At 63.8% G+C, this 22,287-nt stretch carries 19 protein-coding genes; 10 read left to right on the forward strand and 9 right to left on the reverse strand.

Features of this window, described 5'->3' with window-relative positions; translation table 11 throughout:
• The first annotated feature begins 2 nt into the window (after positions 1-2).
• Complete coding sequence (locus XW59_RS16340) at positions 3-920, forward strand: hypothetical protein (RefSeq protein ID WP_047146597.1); 918 nt, start codon at positions 3-5, stop codon at positions 918-920.
• A gap of 43 nt (positions 921-963) precedes the next feature.
• Here XW59_RS16340 and XW59_RS16345 read toward each other — a convergent pair whose 3' ends face one another.
• On the reverse strand, positions 964-2,733 hold the full coding sequence (locus XW59_RS16345; protein WP_047146596.1) for a hybrid sensor histidine kinase/response regulator: 1,770 nt from the start codon (positions 2,731-2,733) through the stop codon (positions 964-966).
• 118 nt (positions 2,734-2,851) lie between these two features.
• Between XW59_RS16345 and XW59_RS16350 the strand changes: the two genes are divergently transcribed.
• From XW59_RS16350 to XW59_RS16360, 3 genes are all read left to right on the forward strand, one after another.
• The gene (locus XW59_RS16350; protein ID WP_047146678.1) at positions 2,852-3,511 is read left to right on the forward strand and encodes a response regulator transcription factor; all 660 of its coding nucleotides are present in this window, start codon (positions 2,852-2,854) and stop codon (positions 3,509-3,511) included.
• Positions 3,512-3,720: 209 nt separating this feature from the next.
• Positions 3,721-4,338, forward strand: coding sequence for a LysE family translocator (locus XW59_RS16355; protein WP_047146677.1), 618 nt, complete (start codon positions 3,721-3,723; stop codon positions 4,336-4,338).
• 106 nt (positions 4,339-4,444) lie between these two features.
• A complete protein-coding gene (locus XW59_RS16360; protein ID WP_170990167.1) occupies positions 4,445-7,192 on the forward strand; it encodes an autotransporter serine protease in 2,748 nt (915 codons plus the stop codon).
• A gap of 24 nt (positions 7,193-7,216) precedes the next feature.
• On the opposite strand, the gene XW59_RS16365 is transcribed toward XW59_RS16360, so the two are convergent.
• Positions 7,217-9,673, reverse strand: coding sequence for a DNA translocase FtsK (locus XW59_RS16365; RefSeq protein WP_052958213.1), 2,457 nt, complete (start codon positions 9,671-9,673; stop codon positions 7,217-7,219).
• A 408-nt stretch (positions 9,674-10,081) separates the two neighbouring features.
• Complete coding sequence (locus tag XW59_RS29370) at positions 10,082-10,324, reverse strand: hypothetical protein (RefSeq protein ID WP_047146595.1); 243 nt, start codon at positions 10,322-10,324, stop codon at positions 10,082-10,084.
• 253 nt (positions 10,325-10,577) lie between these two features.
• On the opposite strand from XW59_RS29370, the gene XW59_RS16370 reads away from it, so the two are divergent.
• Positions 10,578-11,219 carry an alpha/beta family hydrolase gene (locus tag XW59_RS16370; RefSeq protein WP_136068291.1) on the forward strand — a complete coding sequence of 214 codons (642 nt, stop codon included), beginning with the start codon at positions 10,578-10,580 and terminating at the stop codon, positions 11,217-11,219.
• Positions 11,220-11,435: 216 nt separating this feature from the next.
• On the opposite strand, the gene XW59_RS16375 is transcribed toward XW59_RS16370, so the two are convergent.
• Genes XW59_RS16375 through coxB form a run of 5 tightly spaced genes read right to left on the reverse strand, consistent with a single transcriptional unit; the run spans position 11,436 to position 17,079 of the window.
• On the reverse strand, positions 11,436-12,524 hold the full coding sequence (locus XW59_RS16375) for a c-type cytochrome (protein WP_052958223.1): 1,089 nt from the start codon (positions 12,522-12,524) through the stop codon (positions 11,436-11,438).
• Positions 12,521-13,183, reverse strand: coding sequence for a cytochrome c oxidase assembly protein (locus XW59_RS16380; protein ID WP_047146594.1), 663 nt, complete (start codon positions 13,181-13,183; stop codon positions 12,521-12,523). Before XW59_RS16380 ends, XW59_RS16375 begins: the two co-directional genes overlap by 4 nt.
• Positions 13,180-13,560, reverse strand: a complete 381-nt coding sequence (locus tag XW59_RS16385) for a hypothetical protein (protein ID WP_047146593.1) — start codon at positions 13,558-13,560, stop codon at positions 13,180-13,182. The genes XW59_RS16380 and XW59_RS16385 overlap by 4 nt, the downstream gene beginning before the upstream one ends.
• 7 nt (positions 13,561-13,567) lie before the next feature.
• On the reverse strand, positions 13,568-16,075 hold the full coding sequence (ctaD, locus tag XW59_RS16390) for a cytochrome c oxidase subunit I (protein ID WP_047146592.1): 2,508 nt from the start codon (positions 16,073-16,075) through the stop codon (positions 13,568-13,570).
• Entirely contained in the window at positions 16,072-17,079 is a 1,008-nt protein-coding gene (gene coxB / locus XW59_RS16395; protein ID WP_246666116.1) for a cytochrome c oxidase subunit II, read from the reverse strand. The genes ctaD and coxB overlap by 4 nt, the downstream gene beginning before the upstream one ends.
• A 333-nt stretch (positions 17,080-17,412) precedes the next feature.
• On the opposite strand from coxB, the gene XW59_RS16400 reads away from it, so the two are divergent.
• Positions 17,413-17,820: a DUF6766 family protein gene (locus tag XW59_RS16400; RefSeq protein WP_206077716.1), complete on the forward strand. Its 408-nt coding sequence runs from the start codon at positions 17,413-17,415 to the stop codon at positions 17,818-17,820.
• Positions 17,821-17,835: 15 nt separating this feature from the next.
• Here the strand turns inward: XW59_RS16400 and XW59_RS16405 are convergent, their stop codons facing one another.
• A complete protein-coding gene (locus tag XW59_RS16405; RefSeq protein WP_047146591.1) occupies positions 17,836-18,420 on the reverse strand; it encodes a sigma-70 family RNA polymerase sigma factor in 585 nt (194 codons plus the stop codon).
• Positions 18,421-18,980: 560 nt separating this feature from the next.
• On the opposite strand from XW59_RS16405, the gene XW59_RS16410 reads away from it, so the two are divergent.
• From XW59_RS16410 to msuE, 4 genes are read left to right on the forward strand one after another with little or no spacing between them, the layout of a single operon-like run.
• A complete protein-coding gene (locus tag XW59_RS16410; protein WP_047146589.1) occupies positions 18,981-19,829 on the forward strand; it encodes an ABC transporter permease in 849 nt (282 codons plus the stop codon).
• A 49-nt stretch (positions 19,830-19,878) separates the two neighbouring features.
• Entirely contained in the window at positions 19,879-20,883 is a 1,005-nt protein-coding gene (locus XW59_RS16415; RefSeq protein WP_047146588.1) for an ABC transporter substrate-binding protein, read from the forward strand.
• Between the two features lie 9 nt (positions 20,884-20,892).
• Positions 20,893-21,663: an ABC transporter ATP-binding protein gene (locus XW59_RS16420; protein WP_047146670.1), complete on the forward strand. Its 771-nt coding sequence runs from the start codon at positions 20,893-20,895 to the stop codon at positions 21,661-21,663.
• 44 nt (positions 21,664-21,707) lie between these two features.
• Complete coding sequence (msuE, locus tag XW59_RS16425; protein WP_047146587.1) at positions 21,708-22,268, forward strand: FMN reductase; 561 nt, start codon at positions 21,708-21,710, stop codon at positions 22,266-22,268.
• Positions 22,269-22,287 lie beyond the last annotated feature (19 nt).

A 22,287-nucleotide genomic window follows, 5' to 3' on the forward strand; every position in this document is an offset into this window, starting at 1 on the left:
CAATGCAGGAAATCGCCAGGAAAGCGAAAGTCCCGCGTAGCTCGCAGCCGGTGTCCGTCCGGCTGGAGAAGAACCCGTCCGTTTGCCTCGTCTACGACGTCTACGACGAAAAAGGGCGGCTGGTCCCGCGGCGGGAGATGATGGAACGGTATCTGCAAGAGGATCGCGGTGCGTTCAGGCGGCGGACGCTACGCAGCGCCGCCGGTTCGAAACTGTGCGCGGACGGAGATTCGTGGATCAACATCCTCTGGCCGCTCTCGGCGGCGCTGGGGCATCACAGAACCTTCTTCGACGTGCTGCAGGAGCGGTATCGGACGACCGATGTCGCCTATCCCGGCGATACCTTCCAGCAGATGCTCGCCGAGAAGGATTATCGCCAGCCCATCCAGTCCGGCATTTTCGACTTCTTCATCTTCTCCGGTGGCGGCAACGATGTGCTGGGCGGCGGCGCACTTGTCGAGCTCCTGCGCTGGAAAGCCGATGGAGGGGGATCGACCGACCCGAAGAAATATCTTTTCACTACGCTCCTGAAGCAGACACTTGACAGGCTGCGCGACGGCTACATGGAGATCGCGGACGACGTGCGGGCGAAATCGTCGGGCCGAACGCGGATGCTGGTCCACGGCTACGATTACCCGATCCCGCGCGGCGACGGCGTCTGGATCGGCCGTCCCTTCCAGTCGAGGGGCTATGACCTGCGGACCGACAAGCAGTTGATCGCGGCCATCCTGAAGCATCTCGTCGATCGGTTCCACTCGATGCTCGACACCGTCCAGAGGCGGAAAAGGAACGTGACCCTGGTCGACCTGCGAGGCATCTGCAATGGCAGGTGGAACGACGAGTTGCACCCAAAGCTCGCCGCTTCCAGGGATTTCGCGCTCAGATTCCGTGAGATCCTCGACGGAGGAGGGGTCGCATAGAGCCATTGCCGCGGCTGCGGCGCCGATCCGCCAATGCCCGCGGTCAGCTTCTGGAAGCGCGGCGAGAGCGTCCGTCAGCGACCGCCTGATTGATAGCGTCCTGAAGCTGTTCCCCGCTGACCGGTTTGTGCAGGAGGAGGCATTTGCCGGCCGAAACCTCCTTGAGGCGCGAAGGTGATGTGTCGCCGGTGACGACGATGGCCGGGACCGCATAGCCGAGATGCGCGCGCAACGCCTCGATCGCCTCCAGGCCTGTGGCACCATGCCTGAGGCGATAGTCGGCGATGATGAGATCGATGCTCGCCTCGCCGGTCCGCTCGGCGGTGGAACGGACCCGCATGGTCTCGGCGACGGAACCGCCGGCATAAACGCGATGGCCGTCGAGCGTGAGCAGCCGGACGACTGCATCGAGAATGTCCTGCTCGTCCTCGATCACCATGATGCCGAGCGGCTCGGCGCTGCCCGGTCCCAAAACAACGGGCGCCGGCGCCGGCGCCTTGCGAAGCACCGGAACCGTGATGGAGAACATCGAGCCGTGCCCCGGGACGGAATTGAGCTTCAGTTTGTGCCGGAGCAGTTCGGCGGTGCGGCGCACGATGGCGAGACCGAGCCCCAGGCCCTGCGCGCGGTCGCGCGACGGGTTCTGCAACTGCACGAATTCCTCGAATATAGCCGCGTGCTTGTCGTGCGGGATGCCGGGACCTGTGTCCCATATCTGAATCTCGACCGAGGCGCCGCGTCGACGGCAGCCCAACAGCACGCGGCCGCTTTGGGTGTAGCGGAAGGCATTGGTCAGGAGATTGTCGAGGATGCGCTTCAGCATCATCGGGTCGGTGTCGACGCGTAGGTCGCATTCGACCACCCTCCATTCGAGACCCTTCTTCATAGCCGAGGCCGCGAATTCGCTGCGGAGATTGCGAAGCAGTTCGCGCAGATCCACGCTCTGCCGTGCGACCGTGACGACGCCGGCGTCGAGCTTCGAGATGTCGAGCAAGGCATTCAGCAGGCCGCTGAGATTGCCGACGATGGACTTCGCCTTGCCGGCCAGATCGCTTGCCTCGCTCGAAGGAACGTCGCCGCGCCTAGCCAGCATGGCAAGGGCCGAGACCAGGAGGCTCAGTGCATGAATCGGTTGACGCAGGTCGTGACTGGCGGCTGCGAGAAAACGCGTCTTGGCGCGGTCGGCCGCCTGCGCGCGATCACGTTCCTCCTCGAGATCGCTGATCAGTTCGACATTTTCGAGCCGCAGCCGCACCGTCTCGCGCAGCATGCGATAGGTGACGCGGCAATAATAGAAATTGATGGTCACGAGACAGGCGAGCAGGAAGAGATAGGCGTATGAGATCTCGCCGGGCATCTCGATCATGCGAAGCGCCACCGGCGCGATCGTCGCGAGGATCGAACCGACGAGCGCCGGCGGGAAGGCGGAGAGCGAGGGCACGGTGCCGCAGATGAGCCCGGTCAGGGCGACGATCGTGAAGGAAAGCAGGAACGGTTCCTCGGGCAGGAAACCGATCCAGCCGAGGATTCCCCACAGGAGGCCCGACACCCAGGAGAAACCGGCTGCCAGCCACGCCCACCCCGTAAGCGGACCTGATTCCCTCCGTCGGTGGAAGAAGCGGCGGGCAACGAGAACACGCGCGAGAATGAGCAGATACAGCGCCGCGACCCAAGCGCCCAGCCAACCGGCGGGCGCGGCATCCCTGAGCACAAAAACTGCGGCAAGCGAAACACCCACATTGGAGGCGACGACGCCATAGGAATTGCGGTAGAGAAGCTCGACGAGGGCCTCTTTTATCTTGTCTTCCTGCATCGTGTCCCCCCCATGCTTTCCCGGGCCAGGCGTAAGAAGCACTTCTCTCCGGTGCAACCTGTTTTTCATAAATTGACGATCAAACGCCATATGCCGCCGCTTGAAGGAAGATGACCGAATGCACCGCCCGCTGACCGCGATTCTCGCGGATGACCACGCCATCGTCCGCGAGGGGCTGAAGCTTCTGATCTCGGCGATGGAAGGTGTATCGGCCGTCGCCGAGGCGGCGGACGGCGAGACGCTGCTCAGGCTCGTGAAAGGCAGCCGGGCCGATCTGCTGATACTTGATCTCGGCATGCCGGGCGTCGCAGGCATTCAATTCATCTCCGACATTCGCGCGCTGGCGTCTCGGTTGAAGATCATCGTCCTGACGGCGAATATCGAGCCGAGAACGGTGCGTGCCGCGCTCGATGCCGGCGTTGACGCCTATCTGACGAAGGACGGTGATCCGACCGAACTCGCGGACGCCATTGAGGCCGTTCGGAAGGGCGAGATTTATCTCGCCCGGTCCATCCGCTTCGCGATCGACCAGCCCACGCGTCATGCCCAATTCCCGGACGAGGCGCAAATCGTCTCGCCGATCCCGTTGACGCGGCGTGAGCGACAGATCCTGCTGCTGGTCGCCCAGGGCCTGACGGCGCGCGACGTCGCCGAACGGTTGGGCATCAGTCCGCTGACGGCGCGCAAGCATCGAGAAAACCTGATGCGCAAGCTGAACCTCCACAGTGCGGCCGAGCTCACGGCCTATGCCGTCCGCCTGGGACTGCCGGCGGGCTAACGCGTATCGCCCACCGGCGTCAGCACGCTAACTTCTCCTTAACCACCGCAAAATTAGCCGGTGCCGAAGTCGATCGAAATACGGCATCTGCCGTATGTCTTCATCGCGAAACCGGGCCTATCCCTCCCCGCCACCGGTGACCGGTCGCGTCATCGGTTCCGCTGGAAGCCGCCTCTCGGCGGCTGCCGGATCTCATGGGAGGAACCGCCATGCCTTCGCTGGAACTGTGGGTTCCGTTCGTCCTCGCGACGCTTGCCTTCGCCTGCGTGCCTGGTCCCGCCATACTTTACATGACCGCGCAGACGGTGGCGCACGGCCGTCAGGCGGGCATCATGGCGGCGCTCGGCGTTCATCTCGGCTGCTATGTGCACATAGCCGCCGCCGCGGTTGGGCTCGCCTCGCTGATGGAGCATGCGCCGGTTGTCTTTTCGGCGATCAGGTTCGCCGGCGCGGCCTATCTGGTTTCGCTCGGCCTTGCCATGTTCTTCGGCTGGAACCGCAAGAATGACGACGATAGCCAGCCGGTGCCGAACACGTTCCGCGACAGCATCGTCGTCGAGGTGCTCAACCCCAAGACGGCGCTGTTCTTCCTGACCTTCCTGCCGCAGTTCGTGGATGCCTCGTCGGCGATCCCGATCGGGCTGCAATTCCTGATCCTCGGCATCGTGGTCAATCTCGTTTTCTCCATGGCCGACCTCACGGCAGTGGGCCTCGCCTCGATGACGCTGGCGCGCTTCGCTCAGGGCGGGGCCGGATGGATCGTCCCGAAAGCCTGCGGCTCGATCCTCGTCGGGCTCGGCCTCGTTCTGGCACAGCAGCATGTGTAGCGCGGGCGGAAATACGGCATCTGCCGTATTTAGGCGGGACGGCTCCCTTTCTATCCTTCATGCAACCAACACGCGCGACGGCACTATCAGGACGAGGGCAGACCACATGAAAAGCGAAAACCGCGGCACCCGCCTTGGCGGGCTGTTGGCCTCGACGGCCGTCGCAGGCTTGTTCGTCGGTATCGCTCATGCGCAGACGACCGGTGACCCGACCGATCCAGTGACATGGCGAACGCCGGAATTCATGGCGCAGTATGGACTCGACTACACCTATGCCGATCAGGCGTATGCCAGGGGGGTGGACGGGAGCGGAGTGAAAATCGGGCTGGTCGATAGCGGAATCGACATGGACCATCCCGAATTTGCCGGCCAGGATATTCAGGGAGTGAACTGGGCCGATACCGATTGGTCAAGTGACGTTAACGGGCATGGTACCGCAGTCGCGGCGGTTATTATTGGCAAGCGGGACGACCAGGGCATGCATGGTGTCGCACCGGGAGCCAGCCTGTTCGTCGCGCCGCTTCGAAACAAACATGGTGAGCGTGATACGGATCTCATTCCCACAGGAATAACCTGGCTCGCGGACCAGGGGGTGCCTTTCATTCTCCTCGAATGGGGCTATGTGGAGCTGACCGCCCCCGAAGTAGATCCGGATGATCTCGACCCCGTGTGGCTGGATGCCTTCCGCCACGCCGTCGGGACGGGCAGCATTCTCATTGTTCCAACGCACAATGGCGGCCGCACCGACGCCAACCTGGAATCTGGATTGCCCTATCTCTTGCCGGAGCTGGAACAGGGATGGATAGCCGTCACCGGTTATAACGATCCATATGCCAACCAATGCGGCGTCGCGAAAAACTGGTGCCTCGCAGCACCGTCGAACTACGTCTACTCAGCTCAATCCGGTGGCGGCTATTGGAGCCCGTCGGGCACCTCGCTTGCGGGACCGCATGTCGCCGGCGCTGCTGCGCTGGTTGCGCAGATGTTTCCCTATATGACTCCCGAACAGGTTCGTCAGGTCTTGCTGGGCACCGCAATCGATATCGGTGATCCCGGCGTGGACGATGTCTACGGTTACGGCTTTGTCTGTGCGGGCTGCGCGGTCGGCGGTCCCGGCAGGTTCGACTGGGGCGATTTCCATGCCGTTATCGAAAGCGGACAGAGTGTCTGGAACAATGACATCACCGGCGACGGCGGGCTGATCAAGTCCGGTGACGGCTCACTTTCCCTCTGGGGCAACAGCACCTATCTCGGCGATACCCGCATCGATGGCGGCGTTCTCGCCATCGGCGGCAGCATCGCCTCCGACACCTTCGTGGAACAGGAAGGCACGCTCGCGGGCATCGGTACGGTCTTCGGCGACGTGGACAATCGCGGCGCGGTCTACGCCGGCTGGAGCCGCGACGGCGGCACGCTGACCATCGACGGCGACTATCGCCAGCGCGAGGATTCATGGATGGTCGTGGAGCTCGGTGCTCCGGACGGCACCAGCCGTCTCGACGTTACCGGAACCGCCGCGATCGAAGGCGGCACGGTCGATGTGATATTCGATCCGGGCGGCTACAGCGGCGACGCGCGCCACACGATCCTGACCGCTGACAACGGCGTCACCGGACGCTTCGACGAAGTCTGCAACTGCTATGCCTTCCTCGATTTCGGCCTCGCCTACGACCCGACCAACGTCTATCTCGATGTTGCGCGCAACGGCGTTGCTTTCGCCGATGTCGCCGCCAACCGCAACGGCGCGGCGGTCGCGGGCGGGGTCGAGAGCCTGGGTGTCGGCAACCTGCTCCACGACATCATTCTGACGCTGAGCCCGGAGGAGGCGTCCTTCACCTTCAGCCAGCTTAACGGCGAGGTCCATCCGTCGTTGTCCGGGCTTCTCGCCACGCAAAGCAGCCTTATCGATAGCGCCGTTTCCTCGCGCCTGCGTTCCGCCTTCGCGGACGCCGCCGCGCCCGCTTTGCCCGTGATGGCCTATGGCCCCGGCGGCCTGGAGCCTGCGCCCGCGACGACCGACCGCTTCACGGTCTGGAGCCAGGCCCTCGGCACTTGGGGCAGGCGCGACGGCACGACGGAAGCCGCCGGACTCGACCATTCGACCGGCGGCGTGCTCCTCGGCGGCGACGCGGCTATCGGCGACTTCTGGCGCCTCGGTGCTTTCGGGGGCTACAGCCACACCACCTTCGACAGCCGCGCGGCGGCCGCCTCCGGCTCGGCGAAAAACATCCATCTCGGCCTTTACGGCGGCGGTGAATGGGGCGCGCTCGCGCTTCGCGGCGGCGCGGCCTATACGTGGCACAATGTCGAGACCCGCCGCGACCGGAGTTTCTTCGGCTACCGCTACGAGTTCAGCAGCGCCGGGATAGCCGATTACGATGCCGGAACCGCGCAGATCTTCGGCGAGGCGGGCTACCGCATCTCCGCCGGAAACCTGCGCCTCGAGCCTTTCATCGGCCTTGCCCATGCAAATGTGCGGGCGGACGGCTTCACGGAATCGGGAAGCAACACGGCCATGAGCGCCGCTGCCTCGACCACCGCCGTCACCTTCACCACGCTCGGCCTCCATGCCGCCACCGATTTCGACGTTGGAAGCCTCGGCGTCACCGCGCGCGGCACGCTCGGCTGGCGTCACGCCTTCGGTGACACGGTGCCGACATCGAGCTTCGCCTTTGCGGGAGGTTCGTCCTTCGAGATCGAGGGCCTGCCGATCGCCCGGGACACGCTCGCGATCGAGGCGGGCCTGGACCTCGCCATCGCGCCGGCCGCCACGCTCGGTCTTTCCTATGCGGGTCAGATCGCCGAGGGCGCGCGGGACCACGGCTTCAAGGCGAACCTGGCGGTGAGGTTCTAGGCGGGGCCGTCCAGTCGCACGCGATCAATCCATGGCTTTGTCCGGGCGGCCGGCCATGATTTCGCGCTTGCCGACATGGTTGGGCGCGCCGACCAACCCCTCCTTCTCCATGCGCTCGACCAGCGAGGCGGCACGGTTGTAGCCGACGCCGAGGCGCCGCTGGATGTAGGAGGTCGAGCACTTCTTGTCGCGCAGCACCACTTTGACCGCCTGATCGTAGATATCGTCGCCGTCCTCGCTCGCGATCGCTCCCTTGTCGAAGACGGCGCCCTGGTCGGCCTCGGCCTCCTCGTCCTCGCCATCGGCCGTGACGGTTTCGAGATATTCGGGGCGGCCCTGCGCCTTCAGGTGTGCCACCACCTGCTCGACCTCCTCGTCGGACACGAAGGGGCCATGCACACGGGCGATACGCCCGCCGCCGGCCATGTAGAGCATGTCGCCCTGTCCGAGCAGTTGCTCGGCACCCTGCTCGCCAAGGATCGTTCGGCTGTCGATCTTGGAGGTCACCTGGAAGGAGATGCGTGTCGGGAAGTTTGCCTTGATCGTACCGGTGATCACATCGACCGAAGGGCGCTGCGTCGCCATGATCAGATGGATGCCGGCTGCCCGCGCCATCTGCGCAAGGCGTTGGATCGCACCCTCGATCTCCTTGCCGGCGACCATCATCAGGTCGGCCATCTCGTCGACGATGACGACGATGTAGGGCATCGGCGCGAGGTCGATCTCCTGCTCCTCGAAGAGCGGCTCGCCGGTGCCCTTCTCGAAGCCGGTCTGCACCTGCATCACCACGGTCTCGCCCTTGTCCCGGGCGGCGGCGGCACGCTGGTTGTAGCCGTCGATGTTGCGTACGCCGAGGCGCGCCATCTTGCGATAGCGGTCCTCCATTTCGCGCACCGCCCATTTCAGCGCCGTCACCGCCTTCTTGGGATCGGTGACGACGGGGGTCAGCAGGTGCGGGATGCCGTCATAGACGGAAAGCTCCAGCATCTTCGGATCGACCATGATGAGCCTGCATTCCTCCGGCTTCAGCCGGTAGAGGATCGACAGGATCATCGTGTTGATCGCCACCGACTTGCCCGAGCCGGTCGTGCCGGCGACGAGCAGGTGAGGCATTTTGGCCAGCTCGGCGATGACCGGCTCGCCGCCGATGGTCTTGCCAAGGCAGAGCGCCAGCTTACAGCTCGTCTCGCGGAAGCCGCCGGATTCGATCAGCTCGCGGAAATAGACGGTTTCGCGCGTCTCGTTGGGCAGTTCGATGCCGATCACGTTGCGGCCGGGCACGACGGCGACGCGCGCCGAAACTGCCGACATGGAGCGCGCGATGTCGTCCGCGAGGCCGATCACGCGGGAAGATTTCACGCCCGGCGCCGGCTCGAATTCGTAGAGCGTGACCACGGGCCCCGGCCGAACATGAATGATCTCGCCGCGTACGCCAAAATCCTCGAGCACGCTTTCCAGGAGGTCGGCGTTCTGCTCGAGCTGCTCCTGCGTCATGTAGTAGCCCTGGCCCTGCGGCGGCTCCTGCAGGAGCTCCTGCGACGGGAACTCATAGTCGCCGGAATCGGCAGGTCGCGCGGCAACGCCGACGGAAAGCTGCGGCGAGGACGACCGCATTGCCGTGAGCGGCGCGGCGGCTTCCGTGCGCTGCGGCCCGACTTCTATCTTCCTCGTAATTGCTGCGGGGGTCGTTTCGAGCGGCGGGCTCGCTGGCGCGCGCGGATCGGCTGCAACGGCGGCCTGCGCATCAGCCAGCGGGTCGGTGGAGGGCTCGATGCCGCCATGACATTCGATCACCCGGAACAGCGACGTGATTTCTTCCGGGACGACGGGAACGGGGAAAACTCGAACCCTTGCGGCGACATGCGGCACTGCCGGTATTCGGGTCGAGGCGATCGGAGCCGGACTTTCCACCGTGATCGGGGGAATGTCGTCGGGCGATGCAAGCTCGAAGAAGGCATGGTCCGACAGATAGGGCCAATGCACGGTGTCGTCGTGCTGTCTGCTTTCGTATGGCGTAGACATGCGCACGGCATCGTCAGTCGACAGAACCGCCTTGAGCTCCGCCTCGAGTTCGTTGAAATCCGCCGTTTCCGGAACAGCCGGCAGACGTGCCGGCGCGAGCGGCGCCGGGGATGAAACGGGGATGGCGCCGAGCGGTGCAGCGACGATTTTTCCACCGGGATGGCGGCTCGCGGAAATCCTCGTCGGCGGCGCGGGGACACTGGAAGGCGCGAGAGATGTGGCTACCGGTCCCGTATTCACGGGCACCGGCCGCGATGAAGCCTGGCCGGCTCGGATTGCGTCGCCCTCGACATTGTCTTCGCCTTCCTGCGGCGAGCGGCGCTTTTCGAGATCGCTTTCCGGCGTGCGGGTGAAACGCACATTGGGCGCAAGGAAAAAATAATCCTGGTATTTGGGGTGTCCGGGGCGATCGTGCCGACCGGTTTTCAAACCGGTACTTGCACCGGCGGCATTCCCCATCGCGTTTGCTTGGGGCCTGGCGAAGAGGTCGGCATCCGTTGCACTTGTCTCGGTGCTGTGCACGGCGGTCGTGGGTTGGCCCTTTTGAGGTTGGCGCACCGGAACGGAACCAGGCTGTGACCGCATGTTCGCCGCAGCGCCGCCGGGTCGGTCTGTCCGATCCTCGGCGCTCGTAATTGGGAAGGAGAGGTTCGATCGGGGAAGTTGCATGGATTCGATACTCGAGAATCGTCGGCGAGCCGTTTCCCGAGGAATAGGAACCGATTGGTTAATGCTTCCTTCAGATCAGGATTTTCAAATGCCGGGAATGGCAATTGGGGTCGGACAAAGGCTTGGATGGCGGCTTGCCGACGTCGAAAGGCCGGCGCGGTGGCGCCGGCCGAGCTTCGCGAACGTTCCGAGCTGCGCTTATTTCAGTTCCGCGAGCATGTCGTCATAGAGCTTGCAGGCACCTTCGAGGTCGGAGACCGCCTGCGTTTGGGCTGCGGAGAGCTTCTGAGCGAGTTCCGCGGCCTTCTGGGGATCCTTCGTCGCCAGTTCCTGCATTTTCGTGGAGAGCTCCGTCGCTTTCGACTGCGCATCCTCGGCGGTGCAAGCAAGAGCGGGGGAAGCAATCAGGGCAATGGTCAGCGCAAGAAATGAAGCTTTCATTAGTATCCTCGTAGATAATCTGCCATGAACGGCCAGGATGCTCTAAACCGAAACAATTGGGGTTAGAAAGATACCCGCAGTCACATAGTGTGTATTCTCGCAACATCGAAACGGGGGTTGGCTCGACTTCGACGCGGGCGGCCGATGTCGGGCATGAAGACACGGACATGCATCGTTCGACGGGCTCGGTTCCTCCGTTGAAGCCGCGATGCTACAAATCGACGGACGATTTGCGATCGAGGATGAGCGTCAGCTGGTGACCATGTTCCTATTCGACGGTTCCGACACGGCCAGTCATACGATACTGCTTGCCCATGGCGCGGGTGCTCCGATGGACTCCGCTTCCATGACGAAAAGCGCGCAGGCGCTGGCGGCGTCGGGATCGCGCGTCGCCCGCTTCGAATTCGGCTACATGGCAAGCCGGCGAACGGGGGAAGGTCGGAAACCGCCGCCGCGTGCGGATACGCTGCGCGGGGAATATCTGGCTGCGATAGATGCGCTTGCCGCGGAGGGGTCGCTTGTCATCGGCGGAAAATCGATGGGCGGGCGCGTGGCGAGCATGGTCGCCGACGATCTCCACGCGTCCGGCAGCATCGCCGGGTTGCTGTGCCTGGGTTATCCTTTTCATCCACCCGCCAAACCCGACCAACTGCGCACCGCCCATCTCGTCGACCTGAAAACGCCTGCGCTGATCGTACAGGGAACGCGCGACCAGTTCGGCAGCCGCGACGAGGTGACGGGCTACAGGCTATCGGAGAATATCGAATTCCTCTGGCTCGAGGACGGCGACCACGACCTCAAGCCGCGAAAGACCATCTCCGGCTTTTCGGAGGCCGATCACATGACAACGCTCACGAAAGCCGTGTCGGAGTGGATTGGAAGAATCTCGCGATAGAAACGGCGGGTGACCGCGACATTCGCCGATTCTCATTGCGTCGACGTGTTCGCTTGGCCCGGCACCACGCGCCAGACCTTGTTCCCGACATCGTCCGCGACCAGAAGCGCCCCGCTGGTATGGATGGCGACGCCGACCGATGGCGATTGGAACGACAAGAGCAGCCAGCAATTTCCTCACCGCAGCCTCGCAGGGCTTCAAAAGGATCAAACGCCGTCAAGGCGTTTCGTTTTCCGGAGGAGCCTGCAATCGGGAGAAATAGGCGGCCAGAGCCTCGATATCGCCATCCGTGAGATTCTTGGCGGCATTGCGCATCAGATGATTGTAGCGCGTGCCACCGCGCATGCCGTCCCTGAAGAGTTCGAGCTGACCGGCGATGTAGTTCTCGTGCTGACCGGCGATGTTCGGATAGAGCGGATTCCGCTCGGTCCTGCCATGACACTCGAGGCAGGCCGGCACCCGCGTCTGCGATATGCCGTTTCGGGCGATCGTCTCGCCGCGCCGGTGAAGCGCTGAATCATCCTCGGTGCGGGCTGGAACGATGCGCGGCTGAGCCGCGAAATGCCGGGCAAGCTCGGGCAGGAACTCCGGTTCGACGGCGCGCGCGGGTATTTCCATGATACCGCTCGGGCGGCTGCCTTCGAGATAGGCGCTCAGGCTGGCGAGCAGATAGGTTTCGCTCTGTCCGGCAAGAACCGGCACGCTTTCCCCGCCCGCTTGTCCGTCCCGACCGTGGCAGCGGCTGCATTCGGCCAACGCCTCCTCGAAACCATATGCCCGGCCGAGCGCCGGCTCGGCATCGCCATAGGCCAGTTCCCTGTAGCGTTCCGCGTCGAGGCCGGGCAATTCACGCAGGAAAGCCACCATCGCCCACACTTCGTCGTCGCGCTCCTGCGTCGGCCATGCTGGCATGCCGGTGTATTTTACGCCGTGCTTCACGATCTGGAAGAGTTGCGGGTCCGTCCATTCGTCGACGATCCCGGCCAGGTCCGGCGGTGGCGGCAATATGCGCAAGGCGGCTGGCGAGCGGGGCTCTCCGGGCGCGCCATGGCATATCGCGCATCCGCGCGCGAAGTGGCCCGCGGCCGGTTTCAGCGCATGGCGCGGCAGTTCGTCGGGAGCCTTCACGGCAAGCGCGTGCGTGCGAACGGAGGAGCGCATCGCGAAATGGAGGAACCATTCGGTGATCTTCCAATGCCCGCTCGATGCGGAAACGTCGAATATCCCGCTCCAGGCGAAGAGCACGGCAGCGAAGGGCAGCGCCGCGAGGCCGGTGATCAGGTGTTTGGGCTTGATCCGTATCACCACAGGGCCCTTCCGGTGTCTTCATCTGTGTTGAGCACCCGGGCTAGCAGCGCCACTCCGCCGGCCAGATAGGTCGCCGGCCCGACCATCAGCATGATGACGCCGCCGAGTTCGAGATCCTGACGGGCGTCGAGCACGATCCCGAAGCAGCTCACCTCGCCCGCCCCGTAGAGCGGACGCGGGCTCAAGGCGAGAAGTGCTCCGAGCAGGGTCATGTGGATCGAGGTCAGGAGCAGTCCGAACGCGCCCGCGGCATTGTGGGACGGGGAGGCGAAGGCGCGTCCAACGCCGAGGGTCGACACCCAAAGGAATATGCCGGCGGTGAGGAAGCTCGCCTGCTCCACGCTCGTCATGATACCGGAGCCCTTCGCCAGCGCGCGCAGGGCGGGAGCGTGCCAGCCCCAGACGACGATGAGCTCGACCAGCGAAGCAATGATCGGCATGGACAGCAGAAAGCTCGTTCTTCGCGTGTCACCGACCACGCGCCGCGCCCAGCGCGTGCCGCCGATCCCGATTGAAATCAGCGGGGCAGCGACGGCAACCATGCCCATATGCGCGAGCATGCGGACGGTGAACGATTCGCTCCACGGCGAGACCAGCAGGCCCGCCCAGATCGCGGCGGCGAGAACAAGCCCGGCGGTCAGCGCAAGTCGTCTCATCGCAGGCACTCCGAAACGAACAGCACCGGGAGCGCGACATAAATGACGGCGATGAAGCTCAGGCCCGAAAGCAGCAAGGTCGCGAAGCCCTGAAACAGAATGCGGTCGCGGCGCGTGGGGTCGTCATGGGGCGGGTCGTCGCTGCCGAAGCCCCATTGGCGCCAGGCAAGGAAAGCCGAAAAGGCGATCGCCGCGAGCGCCACGACGGTGATGCCGGCAATGGCCATGCGGACGGCCTCGAAGCTCACTCCGAACATGTCAGGCTTGGCGCAGAAGATCGCCGCCCCGACATAGCATAGGAGGAAATGCAGCGCCCACACGATCGGGCCGGTGAACAGCGTCCAGAAAGTTTCGACCTGTCTTGGAATGATCCGCATCGCCGCCTCACAACGCTTCCGGGAAGAGGCCGATGACCGTGAAGGTGATCGCCGCGGTGATGAACAGGAAGTGCGAGTAGAGCACGGTATTCCGCAGGTCGGCGTCGTATTCCGGCGTCAGCATGCCGGCCAGGCTGCGTGCCAGGCAGTAGAGCTGCATCACCGCGCCCGCCGCCGCATGGACGATGACCCAGATCGCGAGCAGCCAGACGATCGCGGGATAGGCATGCTCCGTCGGTTCCATGGCGCTCGACCAGGGGCCCATGAAGCCGGCGACCGAAGCCGCGACCGTCAGCAAGAACGCCGTGACAAGGCAGATGCGCGTCGCACCGGCGGAGTTCGGCCAGCGCGCCGCCGCCATCAGGGCCCAGGCGGCGGCGAACAGTCCCAGCGCGACCAGCGGCCAGAAAATGCCGGGACCCTGAATGCCGGCGGTGAAATCCTCATGGATCGTCCAATAGAAGAAATAGCTGAACACGAGGCTTGCAAACGCCGTGCTGTCGCCGACCATGGTGATGAACATCGCCCACCACCCGGTGGAATCGGGCCCCGAGGCATAGAGCGGCAGCTTCAGGCCCAGGCCGGCATCGCGCTGCGACTTCTCGGGGATTTCCGCGGTGCCGGTCCAAAGCCAGTAAAGCAGCGCGCAAAGGAAAGCCACGCCGGCAAGCGCCGCACCAGCCCACCAGTGAAAGGTGAGTGCGATGAAGACGGCGCCAAGCGAGAAGGCAGAGACGATCGGGACATAAGCGGTTCCGCCGACCCGTTGCACCTGCATGGGCTCGGCATCCAGCACCGAGGTGACGATGAGCTCGCGCCGGCCCTCCTCGGCATCGGCAAGATAATATCGTCCGTCGTTGACGTCCTGGAAGAGGTCCGGTTGGTCCCAAAGCGGATAGCGGCTTTTGACGTGTGGAACGGAACGCACGCCCCAGTTCTCCTTGGGCTCGGATATCCATTCCAGCGTACCGGCGCGCCATGGATTGACTTCGCCTGGCGGATGATTCCGCTTCGGGCGCACCGCATCGAAAACCACGACCAGCACGCCCGAGGCGAAGACGAAGGCGCCGATCGTGGAGGTGAGGTTGAGCCAGTCCCAACCTACTTCCGACGGATAGGTGAACACGCGGCGGGGCATGCCGCGCAGGCCGGTGAGATGCATGGGAAAGAACGCGACATTGAAGCCGACGAACATCAGCCAGAAGGCGATCCGTCCGAGCCGGTCCGACAGGTGTTTCCCGTCGATCAGCGGATAATAATAATAGATTCCCGCCACCACCGGAAACAGCATGCCGCCGATCAGCACGTAATGCAGGTGTGCCACGATGAAGTAGGTATCGTGGGCCTGCCAGTCGAACGGGGCGAGCGCCACCATGACGCCCGTGAGCCCACCGATGACGAATATGGCGATGCCGCCCGTGCCGAACAGCATCGGCGTCGAGAAGATGACTTTGCCCGCGAGCATGGTTGCGATGAAGACGAAAATCTGCACCGCAGTGGGGATCGCCACCGCTTCGGAGGCCGCCGAGAAAAAGGCGAGCGAGATCTGCGGCAGGCCGGTGGCGAACATGTGGTGTACCCACAGGCCGAAGGACAGGAAACCGGTGCCGACGGCGGCGAGCACGATCCACGAATAGCCGACGATCGGGCGTTGCGCGAAGGTCGGCACGATCATCGCCATCAGCGCGATCGCGGGCAGGAATATGATGTAGACCTCGGGATGGCCGAAAATCCAGAACAGGTGCTGCCAGAGCAGCGGGTCGCCGCCGCGATCCGCGTCGAAGAACGGCCAGTCGAACATTCGCTGCATCTCGAAGAGGATGTCTCCCGCGATGAGCGGCGGAAAGGCGAACAGGATCATGCCGGCGACAATCAGCAGATACCAGGCAAACAGCGGCATCAAATTGATGCGCATGCCCGGCGCACGGCATTTCATGATGCCGACGATGAGCTCCACGGCGGCGGCGATCGAGGCGACCTCGATGAAGGAGAGGCCGAGCAGCCAGATATCGGCGCCGATGCCGGTCATCTCCTTGTCGGTTGCAAGCGGCGGGTACATGAACCAGCCGCTCGACGGCGCCGAATTGAAGAATATCGATCCGCAGACGAAGACGCCGCCAATGAAGAAGCTCCAGAAACCGAAGGCACCGAGCCTGGGGAAGGGCAGTTCGCGCGCGCCCAGCATCGGCGGCAGCAGGAAGATCGCCACCGCCTCGAAAATCGGCACGGCGAAGAGGAACATCATCACCGTGCCATGAAGGGTGAAGGCCTGGTTGAAGAAATCCGCCGTAAGAAAGCCGTTCTCGGGCACGGCGAGCTGCACCCGCACCAGCAGCGCCAGGCAACCCGCGAACAGCATGAAGATGAACGCCGCCGAGGCGTACCAGAGGCCGACCTGGGTGTTGTTGACCGAGGTCCAGTAGCGCCAGCCCGTGGGGTTCTCCCATACCTTGCGCAGCCGCCTCGTCTGGGCTTCGAGTTCCTTGGCGGGCAGCTTGTCGGCCGGCGCGGTCATTGCAGACCTTTCAGCCAGGCGGCGATCGCGCGGATATCGTCCTCCGGCAGCATGTCGAAAGGGGGCATGTGCGAGTTGGGCTTGATCCTGTCGGGTTCGGCTATGAAGCGGGCGATGTTCTCCTCGGTATTCGCCAATATGCCGGCACCGATCGTCTCGCGGGATCCGACATGGGAAAGATCCGGCCCAACCTTGCCCGCTGCCCCCGTGCCCGCGACGGTATGGCAGGCGCCACAGCCGTGGCGCAGGAAGAGTGCGGAGCCTGCCTCCGCGACGGTCGCGGAAGGCTGCGTTCGCTCAGTCAGCCATTGCCGAAAACCATCCGGCTCCATCGCCACCGCGGAGAAGGCCATCAGCGCGTGCGAGGTGCCGCAATATTCGGCGCAAGGAGCGCGGAAGATGCCGGGCTTGATGGCAAGCAGCGACAGGCGGTTGGTCCTGCCGGGAATCATATCCATCTTTCCCCCGAGCGCCGGAATCCAGAAGGAATGGATCACGTCGGAGCTTTTCAGTTCCAGCTCGACGCGTTCGCCGACCGGCAGTCGGATCTCGTTCGCCGATGCGACTGAACCGCCCTCCGGAAGGTGGTAGATGACGTCCCACCAGAATTGCTTGCCGGTGACTTCGATCCGCATGGCGTCATCGGCCGGCTGAACGAAGGGCCGCAAGCCGGGCATCAGCCACAGCGCGTACGCCAGCAGCAAGACCAGGGCTACCGCCGGGAAGACCGCGCCTCCCCAAAGGATCAGGCGCGCGGATTCCCTCTCGCCATGCACTTTCCGTCGCCGCCCAGTGGCATAGAGCAGAAGGGCGACGACGCCGAGCCAGATCACAGCGCCGGCGCCGGTCATCACCCAGAGCAGGATTGCGACCAGCCGTGCCTCCTCTCCGGCGGGCTCGAGGGTCGACTGGATGCCGGCGCAGCCGACGATCGGCAAGGTCAGGATGGGGCTGAAGCGACGCATCAGCGTGCCGAATGCCGATAGCTTCTGTCGCGGCCTCATATGGTCCCGATACCCCGCGATCCGGTACGGAAAACGGAGAGCCGCTTCGGGGCGTCGAGACGGAGCCGCGGGGCGGTCAATTCATTCGGGACATTGGAAACAGCGGGTGAAACGAGCATATTTTCCTCTCCGAAGAGTGAACCATCAAACCGAGAGATAGTTCCGACCCGCCGCTCGCACGTTCAGCGTTCGGGGTTTCGAATGAACGCACTCGTGACGTGATCGAATGGTCGAGGAACGGCTTGTTCGAAGCCGCAATTGCGAGCCTGCTTCCGACAGGAACCACTGCACGGGCTCCATCGTTTCCGACGAGGGGGAAAACAGGAGCAGGCGATGTCGAAGATCTCCTTAATGCGCGCCTACGGCTATGCGTGGATCACGCTCGGATTGTTTTTCTTCAGCCTCGCGGGGCACTGGATATTCGGCTGGTTCGCCTTCGTTCAGGAGCAGACCGCGCATGGCCAGGCGATAGAAGTCGGCCCCTATATGGTGGAAATTCTTCGGGACACTTTCGAGAACTGGCAATCCGAATTCCTGCAACTCCTCTGGCAGGTCGGCGGATTGGCCTTTTTCCTGTTTCTGGGGTCGCCGCAATCCAAGGAAGGATCGGACCGGCTCGAGGCCAAGATCGACGTGATCCTGCGTCGTGTCGATCCGAAGGACGGCGAGGGGGTCATCAAGGAGTTGGATGAGCGATACAGCGGCCGGCACACGGATCAACCGGAGGCGCATGCGGGCTGATGGCCCGATGGTTGTCTATCGCGATTTGATCCTGATCCTGAGCGAGGCGACGGGGTGGCTTTCGAAGCGCTCGACGCTCGCCGGCGTCGAGACCTCGTCGAGTTCCTTCAGGAGCCGGGCGCGCGCGCGGTTGAGGCGGCTCTTGATCGTGCCCATCGGGCAGTCGAAAATCTCCGAGGCCTCCTCGTAGCTGACGCCGAGCACGCCGATCAGCATGATCACCTCGCGCTGCTCCTGCGGCAGCCGGTGGATGGCGGCCTGCATCTCGCGGCCGCGCGCCGACCACTCCTGGGTGGCGTCGGTGGCGGGCCGGCTGGAAACGCACTCGGCGCTGCCCGGCGCCTCGCGCGCCGCGATCCTGACGCGGGTGTAGAAGGTGTTGCGCATGATCGTGAACAGCCACGATTTCATGCTGGTGCCGGGATGGAACTGGTGGATGTTGGCGAGCCCCTTGGTCAGGGTTTCCTGGACGAGATCGTCGGCATCGTTGATGTCGCGGCAGAAGGTCCTGGCGAAAGCGCGCAATGCCGGAATCAGACGCACGATCTCGCTGTTGGAAGCGTCGCGGCCATAACCGTCTTGTCCCGGTACCGATGGCACGGGGTTACCTCCTCGATCAGGAAAGAACAATCCCGCGCCGCAAACCTCAACCCACGTCTCTTAATGAACCCGGTCCACGGGAGTTCCATCGCAGACGGAAAAAGATGGGCCGGTGGCCCCTGTTCTTGCCGCACTCGTCGGCGCTCCCCGTTAGCGAGATGAAGGGGTGATCCGCCTCGCTGGAATGGTCGCGTCGCATCCCGTCTTATTACCCGTGCGCGGGTCCTCGGTTTGCCGCCCTTGGCGTCACACGCAAATTCGGTTCCCCGTCCCGAGCAACTTTAGAATTCCTTATCTCTATCGAATTGGTAGAGTTAATAAGATGCGCCTGTCAGCCGACGTCGGGAGATCCTTATGGCAGGTGAGATGAGATTTGGCGCTTTCCTTCCGCAAGAGAGCAGCATCTGGCCGCAGGGCGGCGTCCTGTTCCGCGTTTCGTACGAACGGTGGCTGGCGCTGCGCCAGAAAGACCGGCCCGCCTCGCACGACAAGCCGATGGACGGACGCGTCGGCGCTCGGACAGGCACCTCGATTGCCCTTCGAGGCGAGAGGGCGAGGCGATGAGTTTGCAGCATATCGATCGGTCAGTGGTGATAGGCCCGCAGAACGGCAAGGCCGGCGAACGTCGGGAGTGGTTGCCAAGGACTCTGTCACGGGCTGGCGGGTTCCTCTCCCGCTACGGCCTGCTGTTGGCATTCCTGGTGCTGTGGCAGGTTTCGAGCCGCGCCGGCTGGCTCAATCCGGCGGTGTTTCCCCCGCTCGATGCCATTCTCGGAGCGCTGTGGCGAGGGATCGTCGGTGGAGCGCTGCTCGACGACATAGCGATCAGCCTGCAGCGTTCCGGCATAGCCTTCGCTGCCGCGGTTGCCGTGGCGATACCGCTCGGCCTGTTCATGGGGCAGGTGCGTGCCGTCGAAAGCGCGCTCGATCCCATTCTTCAGCTTTTCCGCCAGACTTCCGCGCTCGCGCTCTATCCGGTGTTCATTCTGCTTCTCGGACTCGGCGAGGCATCCAAGGTGTTCGTCATCTTCTGGGCGACGCTCTTTCCGCTTCTGCTCAACACGATCGGCGGTGTGAAGGAGGTCGATGCCAAGCTTATCGAAATGGCGCGCGTCTACGGGGCCTCGCGCCTTACGGTCTTCCGCCGCGTGGTGCTTCCGGGTGCGGTGCCGTCGATCTTCGTCGGCCTGCGGCTGAGCGCCACCACGGCCCTGTTGCTGTTGATCGCTTCGGAGATGATCGGAGCCAACAAGGGTGTGGGCTTCCAGGTGATGAACGCGCAGTATAATTTTCAGATCCCGCTGATGTTCGCGGCGATCGTCCTGCTCGCCTTCATGGGACTCTTCGCGAACTACGCGCTCGTCTTCCTGCAGCGGCGTCTCTGCCGCTGGAGCGAACCGGTCAACTGACCGCTCCGGCCTTTTCGAAACGCTTATCACATCATCGAAGGACAGGATCATGTCAATCACACTCCGCTCCGCCGGCATCGTGGCCCTCGTCGCCTGGAGCTTTCTCGTCGGCGGCCTTGCCGTTCCTGCCAATGCCGAGCCGACTGAAACCGTCACGCTGCGTTATCTCGCCAGCCGCGGCGGCATCTCGCCCCACGAGCTGGCCTATGAGCTGGGCTATTTCGATGGACGCGGCGTCGAGCTTGAGAATGTCGGCTATGCCGGCGGCGGTCCGGAGTCGCTCTTCGGGCTCGCCTCGCGAAGCGTCGACATAGGCTCGGCGGCAACCTCGGCCGTCATCAACTCGATCGCCGGCGGCAACGACTTCGTCGCCGCCTACCCAACCAACGGCATCGACGAACAAGTGAAGAGCATCTTCTATGTGCTCGAGGACAGTCCCATCCGTTCGATCGCGGAGATCGCCGGAAAGACGATCGCGGTGAACACGCTCGGCGCGCATCTAGATTATACGGTTCGCGAGGCGCTGCACGGCGCAGGCCTGCCGCAGAACGCGGCCAATCTCGTCGTGGTGCCGGGCCCGCAGCTCGAACAAACGCTCCGTTCCAAGCAGATCGACATTGCCGCGATGGGCTATTGGCAGTCCACCTTCAATGGGGTCCTCGTCGAGAACGGCGGAGTACGCGCCATCTTCGACGACATCGACGTGCTTGGCGAGATCGCAGGCGGCTTCGCCGTCCTGCGCCGCGATTTCGTCGAGGCGCATCCGCAGGCTGCGCGTCATTTCGTCGAGCAGTCGGCCAGGGCGGCCGACTGGGCGCGGGAAAACCCGGAGGAAGCCCGCGCCGAGCTCAAGCGCATTCTCGACGAGCGCGGGGAAAACGGAGAACTGGCCCAGCACTGGGTCGGCTTCGGCGTGCGCGAGGGGGCCCGCGCGACGGAGCGCGACCTCGATTTCTGGATCAAGGTGCTGGAGCGGGAAGGCAGCCTGCCTGAGGGCAGGTTCAAGGCCGCGGATCTCCTGTTCCAACCGGCCGACGCGACGTCCACGAACTAGGTGCCGGAGATGGTTTCGATAGATTTCGCCGGTCGCGGAGAGGTCACGATCCGCGAGCTCTCCAAATCCTTCGCGCTGAACGGCCGTTCGCTGACCGTCCTGAAGGGGCTGAACCTCGACATCCGCCCTGGCGAATGCCTCGTCATCGTCGGCGCGAGCGGATCCGGCAAGACAACGCTCCTACGCGTGCTCGCCGGCCTCGAAACGGCCGACGGCGGCGAGGTGCTGATCGACGGCAGGCCCATCCACGGCGTCGGCACGGAGCGCGCGGTGATCTTCCAGGAGCCGCGGCTGCTGCCTTGGCAGACCGTTCTCGGCAACGTCGCCTTCGGTCTCGAGGTGCGGGGTGAGTCCAAGGCGCAGGCTGAGGAGAAGGCGCGCGGCTACATCGCCCTCGTCGGGCTCGCCGACTTTGCCGACGCCTATCCGAGACAGCTTTCCGGCGGCATGGCGCAGCGGGTCGGCATTGCGCGGGCGTTGACGGTACAGCCGGAGATATTGCTGCTCGACGAGCCGCTGGGGGCGCTCGACGCGATGACCAAGATATCGATGCAGGAAGAGCTCGCGAGGATCTGGAGCGAGCAGGGGGTCACCATGATCATGGTCACGCACGATCTCGAGGAGGCGGTCTATCTGGCCGACAGGGTGCTGATCCTGCCCAGGGAGAAGGGGGCCGCAGCGCGCCTCGTCGAGATCGACCTTGCCCGCCCGCGCGACCGCAGCGAAGCCCGGTTCGTCCGGTATCGCGAGGAACTTCTGAGGGAATTCGGTCTGCATTGAGCAGGCGAATTCAGTTCTGACCACATCGAAGGGCATTGAGACTGATGTCAGCCTATACAGTCGTCGGATTTTCCGGCAATTTCACCCGCCCGTCCAAGACCAGGGGTTTCGTCGATCATGTGGTGCGCGAAGCCGCCGCGAGCCTCGGCTATTTCCCGTCAGTTTTCGACATACAGGATCTCGGCCCCTCTTTTCCGGGCGCGAAATCGCCCCGCGACCTCGACTCCCAGGCTGGCGCGATCATCGACAAGGTGGTGAGCGCCGATCTCCTGGTGATCGGCACCCCCACCTACAAGGGTAGCTACACCGGACTTTTCAAGCATTTCTTCGACCTGCTCGATCCATCCGCGCTGAAACGCAAGCCGGTGGTCCTGCTGGCCACCGGCGGAGGCGAGCGGCATTCGTTGATCGTCGAGCACCAGCTTCGGCCGTTGTTCGGCTTCTTCGAGGCCTTGGCCTTGCCCACAGCCGTCTATGCTTCGGATCGGGACTTTTCGGAAGGAGTTCTCGTCTCCGAGACGATACAGGCAAGAGCATCCCAGGCGGTGGCCGAGGCAGGCTATGCGCTTTCCGGACGGGCTCAGCCGCGGATCGCAGCCGAGTAGAGCGGCATTCGAAATTCGA

Origin of the sequence: Aquamicrobium sp. LC103 (assembly GCF_001014615.2) — a bacterium.
Taxonomy (GTDB): Bacteria; Pseudomonadota; Alphaproteobacteria; order Rhizobiales; family Rhizobiaceae; genus LBCQ02.

What these genes read in the sequence shown, in the direction of transcription:
- XW59_RS16340 (WP_047146597.1), top strand. Translation starts at nt 3, where the DNA reads ATGCAGGAAATCGCCAGGAAAGCGAAAGTCCCGCGTAGCTCGCAGCCG.
- XW59_RS16345 (WP_047146596.1), bottom strand. Translation starts at nt 2,733, where the DNA reads ATGCAGGAAGACAAGATAAAAGAGGCCCTCGTCGAGCTTCTCTACCGC.
- XW59_RS16350 (WP_047146678.1), top strand. Translation starts at nt 2,852, where the DNA reads ATGCACCGCCCGCTGACCGCGATTCTCGCGGATGACCACGCCATCGTC.
- XW59_RS16355 (WP_047146677.1), top strand. Translation starts at nt 3,721, where the DNA reads ATGCCTTCGCTGGAACTGTGGGTTCCGTTCGTCCTCGCGACGCTTGCC.
- XW59_RS16360 (WP_170990167.1), top strand. Translation starts at nt 4,445, where the DNA reads ATGAAAAGCGAAAACCGCGGCACCCGCCTTGGCGGGCTGTTGGCCTCG.
- XW59_RS16365 (WP_052958213.1), bottom strand. Translation starts at nt 9,673, where the DNA reads ATGGGGAATGCCGCCGGTGCAAGTACCGGTTTGAAAACCGGTCGGCAC.
- XW59_RS29370 (WP_047146595.1), bottom strand. Translation starts at nt 10,324, where the DNA reads ATGAAAGCTTCATTTCTTGCGCTGACCATTGCCCTGATTGCTTCCCCC.
- XW59_RS16380 (WP_047146594.1), bottom strand. Translation starts at nt 13,183, where the DNA reads ATGAGACGACTTGCGCTGACCGCCGGGCTTGTTCTCGCCGCCGCGATC.
- XW59_RS16385 (WP_047146593.1), bottom strand. Translation starts at nt 13,560, where the DNA reads ATGCGGATCATTCCAAGACAGGTCGAAACTTTCTGGACGCTGTTCACC.
- ctaD (WP_047146592.1), bottom strand. Translation starts at nt 16,075, where the DNA reads ATGACCGCGCCGGCCGACAAGCTGCCCGCCAAGGAACTCGAAGCCCAG.
- coxB (WP_246666116.1), bottom strand. Translation starts at nt 17,079, where the DNA reads ATGAGGCCGCGACAGAAGCTATCGGCATTCGGCACGCTGATGCGTCGC.
- XW59_RS16400 (WP_206077716.1), top strand. Translation starts at nt 17,413, where the DNA reads ATGTCGAAGATCTCCTTAATGCGCGCCTACGGCTATGCGTGGATCACG.
- XW59_RS16410 (WP_047146589.1), top strand. Translation starts at nt 18,981, where the DNA reads ATGAGTTTGCAGCATATCGATCGGTCAGTGGTGATAGGCCCGCAGAAC.
- XW59_RS16415 (WP_047146588.1), top strand. Translation starts at nt 19,879, where the DNA reads ATGTCAATCACACTCCGCTCCGCCGGCATCGTGGCCCTCGTCGCCTGG.
- XW59_RS16420 (WP_047146670.1), top strand. Translation starts at nt 20,893, where the DNA reads ATGGTTTCGATAGATTTCGCCGGTCGCGGAGAGGTCACGATCCGCGAG.
- msuE (WP_047146587.1), top strand. Translation starts at nt 21,708, where the DNA reads ATGTCAGCCTATACAGTCGTCGGATTTTCCGGCAATTTCACCCGCCCG.